The 14,142-nt window shown below is 51.7% G+C and carries 12 protein-coding genes; 8 read left to right on the forward strand and 4 right to left on the reverse strand.

Annotated features, from left to right (window positions below):
* The first annotated feature begins 139 nt into the window (after window positions 1-139).
* From AC6I8K_RS01750 to AC6I8K_RS01760, 3 genes are all read left to right on the forward strand, one after another.
* Window positions 140-1,675, forward strand: a complete 1,536-nt coding sequence (locus AC6I8K_RS01750; protein ID WP_497826137.1) for a catalase — start codon at window positions 140-142, stop codon at window positions 1,673-1,675.
* Window positions 1,676-1,783: 108 nt separating this feature from the next.
* Window positions 1,784-2,200 carry a secondary thiamine-phosphate synthase enzyme YjbQ gene (locus AC6I8K_RS01755; protein ID WP_064737900.1) on the forward strand — a complete coding sequence of 139 codons (417 nt, stop codon included), beginning with the start codon at window positions 1,784-1,786 and terminating at the stop codon, window positions 2,198-2,200.
* 3 nt (window positions 2,201-2,203) lie between these two features.
* Window positions 2,204-2,554 carry an MmcQ/YjbR family DNA-binding protein gene (locus AC6I8K_RS01760; RefSeq protein ID WP_064737899.1) on the forward strand — a complete coding sequence of 117 codons (351 nt, stop codon included), beginning with the start codon at window positions 2,204-2,206 and terminating at the stop codon, window positions 2,552-2,554.
* Between the two features lie 6 nt (window positions 2,555-2,560).
* Here AC6I8K_RS01760 and AC6I8K_RS01765 read toward each other — a convergent pair whose 3' ends face one another.
* A complete protein-coding gene (locus tag AC6I8K_RS01765) occupies window positions 2,561-3,625 on the reverse strand; it encodes an NAD(P)-dependent alcohol dehydrogenase (RefSeq protein ID WP_064737898.1) in 1,065 nt (354 codons plus the stop codon).
* 219 nt (window positions 3,626-3,844) lie between these two features.
* A complete protein-coding gene (gene uvrA, locus AC6I8K_RS01770; RefSeq protein ID WP_064737897.1) occupies window positions 3,845-6,673 on the reverse strand; it encodes an excinuclease ABC subunit UvrA in 2,829 nt (942 codons plus the stop codon).
* Window positions 6,674-6,896: 223 nt separating this feature from the next.
* On the opposite strand from uvrA, the gene ssb1 reads away from it, so the two are divergent.
* Window positions 6,897-7,451 carry a single-stranded DNA-binding protein SSB1 gene (gene ssb1 / locus AC6I8K_RS01775; protein ID WP_061718369.1) on the forward strand — a complete coding sequence of 185 codons (555 nt, stop codon included), beginning with the start codon at window positions 6,897-6,899 and terminating at the stop codon, window positions 7,449-7,451.
* Between the two features lie 88 nt (window positions 7,452-7,539).
* Here ssb1 and AC6I8K_RS01780 read toward each other — a convergent pair whose 3' ends face one another.
* On the reverse strand, window positions 7,540-8,067 hold the full coding sequence (locus tag AC6I8K_RS01780) for an isochorismatase family protein (RefSeq protein ID WP_497826138.1): 528 nt from the start codon (window positions 8,065-8,067) through the stop codon (window positions 7,540-7,542).
* Between the two features lie 122 nt (window positions 8,068-8,189).
* Here AC6I8K_RS01780 and AC6I8K_RS01785 point away from each other — a divergent pair, with 122 nt between their 5' ends.
* Window positions 8,190-9,020 carry an AraC family transcriptional regulator gene (locus AC6I8K_RS01785; RefSeq protein ID WP_497826139.1) on the forward strand — a complete coding sequence of 277 codons (831 nt, stop codon included), beginning with the start codon at window positions 8,190-8,192 and terminating at the stop codon, window positions 9,018-9,020.
* Window positions 9,021-9,092: 72 nt separating this feature from the next.
* Window positions 9,093-10,046: a DMT family transporter gene (locus tag AC6I8K_RS01790; protein ID WP_483816657.1), complete on the forward strand. Its 954-nt coding sequence runs from the start codon at window positions 9,093-9,095 to the stop codon at window positions 10,044-10,046.
* 932 nt (window positions 10,047-10,978) lie between these two features.
* Here AC6I8K_RS01790 and AC6I8K_RS01795 read toward each other — a convergent pair.
* Window positions 10,979-11,374, reverse strand: coding sequence for an IS3 family transposase (locus AC6I8K_RS01795; RefSeq protein WP_008109970.1), 396 nt, complete (start codon window positions 11,372-11,374; stop codon window positions 10,979-10,981).
* A gap of 526 nt (window positions 11,375-11,900) precedes the next feature.
* On the opposite strand from AC6I8K_RS01795, the gene AC6I8K_RS01800 reads away from it, so the two are divergent.
* Together AC6I8K_RS01800 and AC6I8K_RS01805 are read left to right on the forward strand one after the other, a co-directional pair.
* Window positions 11,901-13,157: an oligosaccharide flippase family protein gene (locus AC6I8K_RS01800; protein ID WP_064737893.1), complete on the forward strand. Its 1,257-nt coding sequence runs from the start codon at window positions 11,901-11,903 to the stop codon at window positions 13,155-13,157.
* A gap of 8 nt (window positions 13,158-13,165) precedes the next feature.
* A complete protein-coding gene (locus AC6I8K_RS01805; protein ID WP_064737892.1) occupies window positions 13,166-14,116 on the forward strand; it encodes an ATP-grasp fold amidoligase family protein in 951 nt (316 codons plus the stop codon).
* Window positions 14,117-14,142 lie beyond the last annotated feature (26 nt).

A 14,142-nucleotide genomic window follows, 5' to 3' on the forward strand; every position in this document is an offset into this window, starting at 1 on the left:
TTTTTATAACGTTTTTATTAAGTTTAAACCAGACCAGTCTTGCCGGTGTTTAACTCGTTGAATGTAAAGATCCTCGGGCCGAAAACGGCCCTACGCGATAACTCATCGCGATCTTTACTCTTCACAAGGAAGCAGGCTTATGATCCGGACAGGCAGTTCATTTCTACTCAATCCATTGGCGATTGCTCTGGCGTTAACCCTCTCTAACCCGGCTTACAGTACCGAACTGACGCGTGATAATGGCGCCCCGGTGGGTGATAACCAGAACTCACAAACGGCGGGCGAGCACGGTGCGGTGTTATTGCAGGATGTGCAGCTGATTCAAAAACTGCAACGCTTTGACCGTGAACGTATTCCCGAGCGTGTGGTACATGCGCGTGGCACAGGGGTACACGGCGAATTTCGTGCCAGCAAAGACATCAGCGATTTAACCATTGCCGAAGTGTTCAAGCCTGGCAGCGTAACGCCGGTCTTCGTGCGTTTCTCCTCGGTGGTGCACAGCAAACATTCACCGGAAACGCTGCGCGATCCGCGTGGTTTCGCCACCAAGTTCTACACCAGCCAGGGCAACTGGGATTTAGTCGGTAACAACCTGCCGGTGTTCTTCATTCGTGATGCGATTAAATTCCCGGACATGGTGCATGCCTTTAAGCCCGATCCACGCACCAATCTCGATAATGACGCACGCACTTTCGATTTCTTCTCTCATGTACCGGAAGCCACGCACGGTCTGACCATGTTGTTTTCCAACATGGGCACGCCAGCAAACTATCGCCAAATGGATGGCAACAGCGTACACGCCTATAAATTCGTCAATGCCAAAGGTGAAGTTCACTATGTGAAATTCCACTGGAAAACGCTGCAGGGAGAGAAAAACCTCGATCCTAATGAAGTTGCGGCGATTCAAAGCGCGTCCTACAGCCATATGACGGAAGACTTAGTCGCGGCGATTAACCAAAAAGCCTTCCCGAAATGGGATCTCTATATCCAAACCATCAAAGCCAGCGATATCGATAAGTTCGACTTCAATCCTCTGGATGCCACCAAAATCTGGCCGGGCATTGCAGAAGTGAAGGTCGGCCAGATGGAGCTGAACCGTAACGTCGATAACTTCTTCCAGGAAACCGAGCAGGTGGCAATGGCGCCTTCGAATCTGGTGCCGGGCATTGAAGCTTCAGAAGATCGTCTGCTGCAGGGGCGTTTGTTCTCCTATGCCGATACGCAGATGTATCGTGTTGGCACCAATGGTTTGAGTTTGCCGGTCAATGCGCCGCGCGTGCCGGTAAGCAACGGTAATCAGGATGGTGCGATGAACAGCGGTAAAGCTGACGATCATGGTGTGAACTATCAACCAAGCCGTATCTATCCACGAGAAGAACTGCAAAGTGCGCGTTACAGCCACAGCCCACTGAGCGGTACCACGCAGCAGGCGATAATTGCTAAAACGCAGAACTTTAAGCAGGCGGGCGAGCTGTATCGTTCCTTTAATGACAAAGAGAAAACCGATCTGATCAATTCTCTTGGCGGCGCGCTGAAAGGTGTGGATGTACAGAGTCGCGCCATGATGCTGTCGTACTTCTACAAAGCCGATAAAGAGTATGGCGAGCGTCTGGCTGCTATCACCAAAGACGATGTGGGTAGCATCAAAACTATGGCCGCTAAGCTGAGCGACTAACTTTCAGGCGGCAGACTTCACGCTCTGCCGCTTTTTCCTCTCTTCAGGGTTTACCTTTCGCCGACATGCTGCACACTTAAACGGTGTGTTCAATTTTGGGATTCTGGCATGTGGCATCAACAAACTTTTACGCTGGGCGCCAAAGCGCGCGGCTTTCATCTGATTACCGACGAGATTGTCAGCCAGCTTCACGGCTTATCCGATGTGCGCGTCGGCCAGCTGCATCTTCTGCTGCAACACACGTCGGCATCACTGACGCTCAATGAGAATTGCGATCCTACGGTGCGCAGCGATATGGAGCAGCATTTCTTACGCCATGTTCCAGAAAGTGCGCCTTATCAGCATGACTACGAAGGGGCTGACGATATGCCCGCACATATCAAATCGTCGTTACTCGGTGTTTCGCTCCTGATTCCGGTTAATCGCGGTCGTCTGATGTTAGGCACATGGCAGGGAATCTGGTTGGGTGAACATCGTATAAACGGCGGTGCGCGGCGTATCGTGGCGACCTTACAAGGGGAATAAAACATGAATACTTCGGATTTACTGACTTACTGCATGGGCAAGCCGGGCGCGGAGCAGAGCTACAAAGATGCCTGGCAGGCGACGCAAATCAAAAGTGAAGGTGTGTTATTTGCCATGCTTTATGAGGTAAAAGGTCGTCCCGCATTGTCACTGAAAGCGTCACCTGCGCTGGCAGATTTACTCCGTGAGGAACATAGCGATGTGTTTCCCAGTGAGCATTTAAACAAATCGCACTGGAGCACGCTGTGGCTGGATGGATCGCTGAAAGATTCGCAGATTTACTATTTGGTGGATGCTTCATGGCAACAGGCTGACGCCACGCGTGCAGCGGGCGTCAACCATGATGAACACTGAGGCGAATTAGGCCGCAGATTCCTCACGCAGAGTATTGATATCAATCACGAAGCGATATTTCACGTCGCTCTTCAGCATACGTTCGTAGGCTTCGTTGATTTGATTCATCGCGATCAGTTCGATATCAGAAGTGATGCCGTGCTTGCCGCAGAAATCCAGCATTTCCTGGGTTTCCGCGATGCCGCCAATCAGTGAACCGGCGATGCTGCGGCGTTTGAAGATCAGGTTAAATACCTGTGGTGCCGGATGATCGTGTTCCGGCGCGCCGACCAGCGTCATATTGCCATCACGCTTCAACAGGGCAATGAACGGGTTGAGATCGTGCTGCGCCGCGACGGTGTTCAGGATGAAGTCAAAGCTGTTGGTGTGCTCAGCCATTTGATCGGCATCTTTCGAGATCACCACTTCGTCTGCGCCAAGGCGCTTGCCATCTTCAATTTTTGACGGTGAAGTGGTGAAGAGCACCACATGTGCGCCCATGGCATGAGCCAGTTTCACACCCATGTGACCGAGGCCGCCTAAACCGACGATGCCCACTTTTTTGCCGGGACCGACATTCCAGTGGCGCAGCGGCGAGTACGTGGTGATACCGGCACACAGCAGTGGCGCAACGCCCGCCAGATCGAGATTTTCGGGTACGCGCAGCACGAAGCTTTCATCTACCACCATATTGGTGGAATAACCGCCGTAGGTGATGGCGCCGGTTTCGCGATCTTCGCCGTTATAGGTCCCAACGAAGCCATTTTCGCAATACTGCTCCAGTCCTTCCTGACAGCTAGGACAGCTGCGGCAGGAATCAACCATACAGCCAACACCGACCAAATCACCCACTTTGTAGTTGTGCGTGTGAGCGCCCACGGCCGTCACGCGACCCACAATTTCATGACCCGGCACCACCGGGAAAACGGTGTTACGCCATTCGTTGCGCGCGGTGTGCAAGTCAGAGTGGCAGACGCCACAGTACAACACTTCAATCTGCACATCATGAGCGCGCAGTTCGCGTGGCTTGAAGTCGAACGGAGCGAGTTTTGCTTTCGCGTCCTGTGCGGCATAGGCATGCGTAATATTCATGGTGTCTCCAGTAGGATGTGTCGTGAGTTTTATGCGGGATCCCGTTCAGCGCACTGAAGGGATAAAGGGCGTAAGGACGCCAAAAGGAACGTTGTAAGGATAGTCAGCAGACGGGAATGCGTATATGCCTGAAGTTGTCTGATTCTTGCCTGTTCCTGCATTTCGTTGCGGAATTCGACAGAAAAAAATCAGGCCCGCAATCGCGGGCCTGAGAGAAAATTACTTCTTCAACATTGGCTTAAGGAAACGCGCCGTGTGTGATTTTTCACACTCGGCCACCGTTTCGGGGGTGCCGGAAACCAGGATTTCACCGCCACCGCTGCCGCCTTCTGGGCCGAGATCGACAATCCAGTCAGCAGTTTTTACCACGTCGAGGTTATGCTCAATCACCACGATAGTATTGCCCTGATCGCGCAACTGATGCAGCACTTCAAGCAATTGTTGAATATCCGCAAAGTGCAGACCGGTGGTCGGCTCATCAAGAATGTAGAGCGTTTGACCGGTGCCACGTTTTGACAGCTCACGGGCCAGTTTGACGCGCTGCGCTTCACCACCCGAGAGCGTGGTAGCGGACTGACCAAGACGGATATACGACAGGCCAACATCGATCAGCGTTTGCAACTTACGCGCCAGCGCCGGAACGGCATCAAAGAACTCGCGGGCTTCTTCGATGGTCATCTCCAGCACTTCGTGGATGCTCTTGCCTTTGTATTTAATCTCCAGCGTTTCGCGGTTATAGCGTTTGCCTTTGCACTGGTCGCACGGCACGTAAATGTCCGGTAAAAAGTGCATTTCTACCTTGATCACGCCGTCGCCCTGACAGGCTTCGCAGCGTCCGCCGCGCACGTTGAAGCTGAAGCGTCCCGGATTGTAACCGCGTGAACGCGCTTCCGGCACACCGGCGAACAGTTCGCGCACCGGCGTGAAAATGCCGGTATAAGTGGCGGGATTCGAACGCGGTGTGCGACCAATCGGGCTCTGATCGATATCGATCACTTTGTCGAAATGTTCCAGGCCGGCGATCTCACGATAAGGCGCGGCTTCGATGGTGGTCGCGCCGTTGAGCTGGCGCTGCGCAATCGGGAACAGCGTATCGTTGATCAGCGTCGATTTACCGGAGCCGGACACGCCGGTGATACAGGTAAATAAGCCGACCGGAATCGTCAGCGTGACATCTTTAAGGTTGTTACCGCGCGCACCCGTCAGTTTCAACACTTTCGCGGGATCGCCTTTGACGCGCTCTTTTGGAATGGCGATCTCACGTTTGCCGCTGAGGAACTGGCCGGTCAGGGAATTTTCATTCGCCATGATGGCATGCACATCGCCTTCGGCAACCACCTGACCACCGTGCACGCCGGCGCCCGGACCGATATCGATCACATGATCAGCGGCTCGAATCGCATCCTCATCGTGCTCCACCACAATCACCGTATTGCCGAGATCGCGCAGGTGAATCAGCGTGCCGAGCAGACGTTCGTTGTCGCGCTGATGCAAGCCGATGGACGGTTCATCCAGCACGTACATAACGCCGACCAGGCCAGCACCAATCTGGCTGGCCAGACGAATACGCTGCGCTTCACCACCAGACAACGTTTCCGCCGAGCGTGACATCGACAGGTAATTCAAGCCGACGTTAACCAGGAAGCTCAGGCGATCGCCAATTTCCTTAAGAATTTTTTCTGCGATCTGCGCACGCTGACCGCTCAGCTTCATATTGGCGAAGAAGTCCATCGCATGCCCGATGCTCATCTCGGAGATGGTTGGCAGGTTGGTATCTTCCACAAAGACATGACGCGCTTCACGACGCAGACGCGTGCCTTCACAGCTGGCACAGGCGCGGTTGCTGATAAATTTCGCCAGCTCTTCGCGCACCGCGTTGGATTCCGTCTCTTTATAACGGCGCTCCATGTTGTGCAGCACGCCTTCAAACGGATGGCGACGCACGGAGGTGTCACCGCGATCGTTGATGTATTTGAATTCAATATTCTCTTTGCCGGAGCCGTACAGAATCACTTCGCGCGCTTTATCGCTCAGGCTGTTGAACGGTGCTTCGACATCGAATTGCAGATGCTCTGCCAGCGAGCGCAGCATCTGGAAGTAATAGAAGTTACGACGATCCCAGCCGCGAATAGCGCCGCCCGCCAGTGACAGCTCGGGGTTTTGCACCACACGATCGGGATCAAAGTATTGCTGCACGCCCAAGCCATCGCAGGTCGGGCAAGCGCCGGCTGGGTTATTGAAGGAGAACAGGCGCGGTTCGAGTTCACGCATGCTGTAGCCACAAATCGGGCAAGCAAAGTTGGCAGAAAAGAGCATCTCTTCGGCGCTGGTATCATCCATATCAGCGACGATTGCCGTGCCCCCGCTGAGTTCCAGCGTGGTCTCGAAGGATTCAGCCAGACGCGTGGCCAGATCGTCGCGCACGCGGAAGCGGTCAATCACCACTTCAATGGTGTGTTTCTTTTGTAATTCCAGCTTCGGCGGGTCTGACAGGTCACACACTTCGCCATCAATACGCGCACGGATATAGCCCTGCGCGGCGAGGTTTTCCAGCGTTTTGGTGTGTTCGCCTTTGCGATCTTTCACCACCGGTGCCAGCAGCATCAGACGACGGCCTTCTTCCTGCGACAGCACCTGATCAACCATTTGGCTCACGGTTTGTGCGGCCAGCGGGACATCATGATCCGGACAGCGCGGTTCCCCCACGCGTGCAAACAGCAGGCGCAGATAGTCATGAATTTCGGTAATGGTGCCGACGGTAGAACGCGGGTTATGCGAAGTCGATTTCTGCTCAATGGAGATGGCGGGCGAAAGACCTTCAATATGGTCAACGTCCGGTTTCTCCATTAATGAAAGAAACTGGCGCGCATAGGCCGACAGCGACTCGACATAGCGACGCTGGCCTTCAGCATACAGCGTATCAAACGCCAGCGAAGACTTACCGGAACCTGACAGACCGGTGACCACAATGAGCTTATCGCGAGGGATGATCAGGTTGATGTTCTTCAAATTATGGGTGCGAGCACCGCGGACTTCGATCTTATCCATTCACCTTTCCCGGATTGAACAACACTCGCCATGCCTTGCCAGCACGACCAGCAGAAACGCTCCATTATGGCACAAAAAATAACCTGAATAAATATCCAGTGTTTTTTGCTATTCTGTCCGCTGTTGAAATTTGGAATCCCGCTCTAAAGTGAGCACACGACAATGTGACGTGATACAATTTTTCGCTTAGACTTTTAGCATCAACTCATCGGGAGACAGCAACATGGCCAGTCGTGGCGTAAACAAAGTGATTCTAGTCGGGAATCTGGGTCAGGATCCGGAAGTGCGCTACATGCCAAATGGTGGCGCGGTAGCCAACATTACGCTGGCCACGTCAGAAAGCTGGCGCGATAAGACAACCGGTGAAAACAAAGAGATCACAGAATGGCACCGTGTGGTGCTGTTCGGCAAGCTGGCGGAAGTGGCTGGCGAATACCTGCGTAAAGGTTCTCAGGTTTACATCGAAGGCCAGCTGCGTACCCGCAAATGGACCGATCAGGCCGGTCAGGAAAAATACACCACTGAAGTGGTGGTCAACGTCGGCGGCACCATGCAGATGCTGGGTGGACGTCAGCAGGGCGCGAACGCAGGTGGCGCACCGGCGGGCGGTCAGGGCGGCGGCAATAACAACGGTTGGGGCCAGCCACAGCAGCCACAACAGCAGCCGCAGGGCGGTGGTAACCAGTTCAGCGGTGGTGCGCAACAGCGTCCACAGCAGCAGAGCGCACCAGCCAACAACGAACCGCCAATGGATTTTGACGACGATATTCCGTTCTGATTATCTGCTTGAGCAATCAGGCAGAACGTTATCGAATACAAAAATGCCACTCTGCGAGGAGTGGCATTTTTTTTGTCTGGCGCGTGGGTTAATGCGGGCGCCATTCCCTCAATAGCGCTTCCGTCTCACGTACCAGCACCGGATTGCCCGGCATAATCAAATCCGCCCACACTTCGTTGTGCTGATTGATCTGTTGTTGTGCGGAAACATAAGTACGGTCGGCGGTGGTATGTGCATCGGCGGCGACAGTAATGTGATAGCCGAGGCTGGCACCGACTTTGATGGTGGTATCGACACAGTAATCGGTTGCGCAGCCGCAAATCACAAAGCTTGTTATGTCGAGCTGGTTGAGGTGGGCGGCGAGATCGGTTTGCCAGAAGCTGTCGCAGGCGGTTTTATTGACAAAAATGGCGTTGGCCGGCTGCTGCAATTCGGGCACGACTGCCCAGCCTTCAGTATTTACGTCTAAACCAGGTCCAACGTGCTGGATGAAGAACACCTGATCGGCCGCGGCGGTTAACTGATTGATGCGCTCGCAGCGTCCGGCCCGATCAAAACGCGGCGTTGCCAGCACGCCATTTTGCATATCCACTACCACAACCACGCGATTAGCCATATTTATCTCCTGTTAAGTCATGCCAGTGTCCGGTGAACGTGCAAAGAGGTAAAGCAATTCCGCTTTGCATTTATCGCCCCTGCCGCGCATGCTTATAAACACTTTTAATCTGGAGGTGTGTCGTGAAGGTGGTTCCTGAAATCTTTCCCTGTGAGCAAGATCGTGCGCAGTTTCAGCATTTCGCTGAGCTGCCGGGCGTTGAGCTTTATCAGGCACACATCACCCGCTACGCCTTTGAGCCGCATACCCATGAAGCATTTGGCATCGGTACCATCGAGTCCGGCGCCCAGCGCTTTCGCTATCGCGGCGCCAATTACACCGCGCCCCAGCATTCGTTAGTGATGATGAATCCCGACGAACTGCACACCGGTGAATCTGCCTGCGACGAAGGCTGGCGCTATCGCATGATCTATATCGACCCACAGGAAATGGATCGTCTCACCGGCGATCGTCATTGGTGGTTCACTGATGCGTTGCGCACCGATGCGCGTCTGGCACAGCCGTTTTCTCAACTGCTGGCGCAGATGTGGCGTGCGGAAAGCACGCTGGAGCGCGAAAGCATTCTACTCGAGCTGCTGGAATTGATGCGTCCGCTGGCGCGTCAGGGGCAGCAGCGGCCTGTCGAAGGCGCACATCGCTTTGATGCAGTGAGAGAGTATTTACGCGAAAATCTCGCCGAACCGGTGCGACTCGACGAGCTTGCTGCGTTGGCATCGCTATCGCCGTGGCATTTCCTGCGTAGTTTCAAGCAGCATTTCCATGTCACGCCGCATCAAATGCTGATGGCTTTCCGTTTGTTTGCGGCAAAACAGCAGCTGGCGCGCGGTGACAGTGCAGCAATCGTCGCGGCATCCGTTGGGCTTACCGATCAGGCGCATCTCACCCGTGCCTTCGCACATCGCTACGGCATCACACCCGGCCGCTACCAAAAACAAGTTTACCCCTTACGCTAACCGCAATCTGCTACAAGCCTTTAGCATCAGCCTGCGTCACACTGCAGCGGAATGCTTATAAAGGAAGAGTTTATGTTTGCTGGAATACTGTTTGCGCTGGCAGCGGGGCTGATGTGGGGATTGATCTTTGTTGGGCCGCTGCTGATACCGGATTATCCGGGCACCCTACAATCTGCCGGGCGCTATGTCGCCTTTGGTTTAGTGGTGTTGCCGCTCGCCTGGCTGGATCGCCGCCGTTTGCGTCAGCTGGCGCGCAAGGATTGGATCGAAGCGCTAAAGTTGTCGCTGATTGGTAATTTGCTCTATTACGCGTTTCTCGCCAGCGCAATACAACGCACCGGCGCGCCCATCTCTACCATGATTATCGGCACCTTACCGGTGGTAATTACCGTGACGGCAAATATCTGTTATGGCCATCTGGAAGGGCGTTTGTCGTGGCGTAAGCTGATGCCAGCGCTGCTGATCATTGCCGCGGGACTGGTTTGCGTGAATGCCGCCGAACTCAAAACACAAGGTCCCAATGTTGATTGGTCACGCTATCTCACTGGCTTGGTGTTAGCGGTGATGGCAGTAGCATGCTGGACATGGTATCCGCTGCGTAATGGTTTATGGTTACGCGCGCACCCCCAGCACAAGCCTTCCAGCTGGGCAACGGCACAGGGTTTGGTGACATTGCCGCTGGCGTTGGTGTTCTATCTATTAGTCTGCGTGCAGCTCCACTGGCAGCAACCTGAGTTTGCGCTGCCATTCGGGCCGCAGCCGCAACGCTTTCTATTATTAATGTTAGGTATCGGACTGATTTGCTCATGGTTGGGTACGCTCTGCTGGAATGCCGCCAGTCAACGCGTGCCCACCGTGATCATGGGGCCGCTGATTGTGTTCGAAATCTTAGCCGGTTTGCTGTGGACGTTCCTTTGGCGACAAAGCTGGCCGCCGCTGTTAACCGCGGTCGGTATTGGTTGTCTGATTATCGGCGTCATCTACGCGATGCGCATTAAACCGCAGCCGCACATCACTGCTGTCTAAGTCACCAAAATCACGCTGCTGAAAAATCTATTCGGCAGCGCATGAGGCTGTTTTTAAGAATTTGACCAACCCCTTTCACGCGCCTAATCACCCTTTCGGGCTTTAACCTCGCCGTCGATATACCCTTTCTGCTCATTGCAGCTGCGTTTTTAGCCCTGATTTGTCATAAACAATCATGCTGCGCTGCCCGATGGACGTGTGATTAAGGTGATTCAGGCACCTTAAACCTTAATTAATCTGCGATCTTCCTGGCTATAGCAGGCCCTAATGGTGAAAAACCGGGCGTGATAAGGCAGAAAAACATGCATCTAACCTACCGTTTATTGGCCTTTGGCACTGAAGATTGGCGCTAGAAAGCCACTTTTTGCTTAAGGGAATAGGCTGAAGTTAAGACACATGCGATCAAACGGATGAAAAAAACCATTAAGCGTGGCGATGAATTAGGTGCAGGAATTTAACTTTTACCCTGCTTTTTTGTCGTTATTGTTTAGGGTAAATAACGTTTCTTATTAGGATTATTCCTGGCTGCTTATTGAGGGTTTATGGGCTACGCACGTCAAATTTATGATGAGTGAATCTCATAACAGATCCACCTTAAAGAAGAGGTAGTGTGTGAGCGGTTACACAGCGTTGTTCATTAATGCTTAACAGAAATGTCTGCATTCAGGACTGATGATTAATGTTGGTAAAGTAATAATCGAAGCGCCAATCTCACCGAAATGAGATTGGACTTCGTTTGAATGGCTTGAATAGAGAGACTTTTGCTGATGTGAATCTATTTTACCGCAAAAAAGGAAGCAATTCCGCGATGGTATTCATCAGGAAAAATTGGTTCGAATTGTTATGTTGTGAACGCCGAATTAAATGATCTTCATATCTTCTGGTAAGAACAAATCTCAGCATTAAGTCAAATAACATCGGCCTTAATGGTGTTAGCGATTATCTGTTCCTGCAGGATAATGATAAACGCTACGGCTAATATCCAACAAACGACAGCTGCGACGGGTACCTATGTCGAATGTAGTTTGTAGAAAGTTAACCGCTTGACGCTTTTCATTGGTGGTGAAGAAATTTTTCAGTACGCTTTGCAGCATCTCTTTATCGGAACTCAGAGATTGCAGCTCACGCGTGAGGTTAAGTAGCTGATCTTCTAGCTCCTTGATTTTGCGGCCTTCTTCGGAAGAGAGCCCAGAAAACTTCTTCTTCCAGCTATAGAAAGTGGCCTCGGAAATGCCAAGCTCCTCACAAATTTCCCTGACTTTCACTCCTGTTTCAGAAGCTTTAATGGCATTTGTGATTTGCTCTTCGCTATATCGTGACTTTCTCATAAATGCTATTACCTTTCTTATCAATTAGTGGATGAGAATTACTGTATTAATATCTGGCACTGCAAAAACACTATTAATGCAGTATTAAAGTGCGCGATTTGAATTGCGAGGGTTAAATTAAGATATTTAGAAGAAATATCATCATGGGATAAATCTTATTTTATTCCGAATGGCATTGAACGCCTTCCTGGCTTTAGGTTTTTGATATAAATTCTCTCCATCCCAAATGCAGAAAAATACTACATTCATTGGAAAATCGGCATAAACCACTTGCAGAAATGTCCGGGTATGCCAGTAAACGTTTGCTTAGAATTTAGGCTGAAATCGTTTACATCCACTGAGTTTCGCACCGGATATAATCGGAATTTTCCTGAATATAATTTCTATTTGCTGACGCGAGTCTCATTTTTCGGACCAGTTTGGTTTGAAGTTAATAAATTAAGTCAGGCCCACTGAGCGCTTGTTAATTCATTTCAAGGACGTTGTACCGAAAGTTGTTGTAGTTCGTAATACTAAGGATCAGTCAATGAAATTGAGCGTAATGTCTAATGCCGCCTGGATGATGTCTGAAAAGATCGTCTCCGTGTTCGGCGTCATATTTGTGACCTCCTACGTGGCAAAATCCTTTGGCCCAACCATCTTTGGCCAAATGGCGTTTTCGACCTCACTTTTTTCCATGGTGCAGACCGTGGCGATTTTCGGTACGGAAACCATTCTGTTTAAACGCATCAGTAAGAGTGCGCCGAAAGGGCTGCGGTTGATGGCCGTAGCACGCAACATGCGCATGGTTTTGCTGTTGCTCACATCGCTGCCGGTGTTGATTTGGGTCTGGTACAACATGCAGGAAAATTTCCTCGCTTTTGCACTGGCCTCGTTTATCTCGTCGGTTTTCGTGACACAGGACACTTTCAGTGTTTACAACAATGCGCGTTTAGCTTCACGGCTGAATACCCTCGCGAACTCTGTCGGTTTGCTGCTGGGCTTCACATTGAGCTTCGCTATTGCCTGGCTGCATCTCAATCCGCTGTGGCTAACCGTTTCGATTGTCGCCGTCACGCTGGTGCCGTATGTCATCAAGCGTTTTAACTTTTACCGCGAAAATCAGGATGTGGCGCCGCCGCAGGAGAAGCGCAACACCTATCTGCGCTACTTGCTGTACGCCGGGTTGCCGTTGGCGATCTCCAGCATCTTTATCTCGGTACAGGTGAAAGCAGCACAGATGTTCCTGGCAGGCATCGCGTCGGCGCGCGATCTTGGGTTGTTCGCTGCCGCCAATACCATTTCGGCTTCCTGGATTTTTATCCCGGTCGCCATCATCACTTCCTGCTTTTCGGAAATCTTCCGCGAGCGTGGAGAAGCCGCTATCAAGCTGACAGCCCGGCTTAATGGCTATGTCATGGGTGTTTCATTGTTGTTGTTAGCGGTGATCGCGATGTACGGCGAGAAAATCATCATCGCTTTGTATGGTCACGAGTACACACAGTCAGGAAGTCTCATTACGTTGTTGTCGTTAGCAACCTGCTTTTCGGCGATGGGGACCGTAGCGTATCGCTACATGGTCAAAGAAGGCGGGTTTAATTATCTGTTGAAGAAAATCGTTTGCCTGATGGTTATCAGCTTGCCGCTGTCATGGTGGCTGATCCAGAGCTACGGCATCATGGGTGCCGCCTGGAGCGTTTTCCTCTCAGAATTGCTGTCTCTTACCGTAATGAATTACTTCTTCAGAAACGGCGTCATTCAAAAAATCCAGGTTTCCTCACTCAACTACAAAACCTACAAATGAGGTCAGATATGCTCAAGTTGAAAGATGAACTCAGAAGAAGCGTGCAGTACTTCATTAAGAAGATGCCCTGGGCTACCCAGGATCGTATCTACTACTTTCATAAATTCCGCAGATTGCCTAATCTGCGTGAACCGAAGGTATTTAACGAGAAAGTGCTGTACCGCAAATTCGTGCATGGCGATTATCAGATCTATGGTCGTCTGTCGGACAAATATTCGGTGCGCGAATACATCGCCGAAAAAGTGGGTAGCGAATACCTGATCCCGCTGGTGTACGAAACCAGCGATCCGAGCTCGCTGCATACGCTGCCGAGCTGGAAAAATACCGTTATCAAGCCGAATCACGCCTCCAACATGGTAGAGATCCTGCTGGAAGAGCCGGACGCGTTGAAGAAGCAGCAGATTATCAGTGACTGTCATCGCTGGTTGAAGACCGATTTCGCCAATGAAGCGCGTGAAATTCACTATCGCTACATCAAGCCACGCATTCTGGTGGAGCAGTATATTGGTGATGGTAAAACGGCGCCGATTGATTACAAATTCCACATGTTCAACAAGCGCGACGGCACTTTTGAGTATGTGCTGCAGGTGATCTACAACCGCTGTAATCCGCTGTTGTCGATGAACTTCTACGTTAACAACCTCAACGAGGCGTATCACAAAATTCGTGATACCGGCCTGGACGTTACGCCACAAATGGCCTCGCTGCAGCACGCGTTAGCGTTGAGTAAAAAGCTGGCGAGCGATTTCGATTATGTGCGCGTGGATTGGTACATCGATAACGATCAGATCTTCTTCGGCGAGTTAACGTTCACGCCGGGCGCGGGTTTAGTGACCGGTCTGGATCGTGGTCTTAACCAAATGATGGGTGATATGTGGATTCAGGATCGTCGCGGTACGAAGATACCGGGCATCTCGGTTGCGGAAGTTACCATTCCGGCCGTATTGAAGAAAATTTAAGAATCACACAGCAAAATAAAAAACCC

The sequence above is a fragment of the Pantoea sp. X-Soil-ISGK-421 genome, from assembly GCF_059730785.1.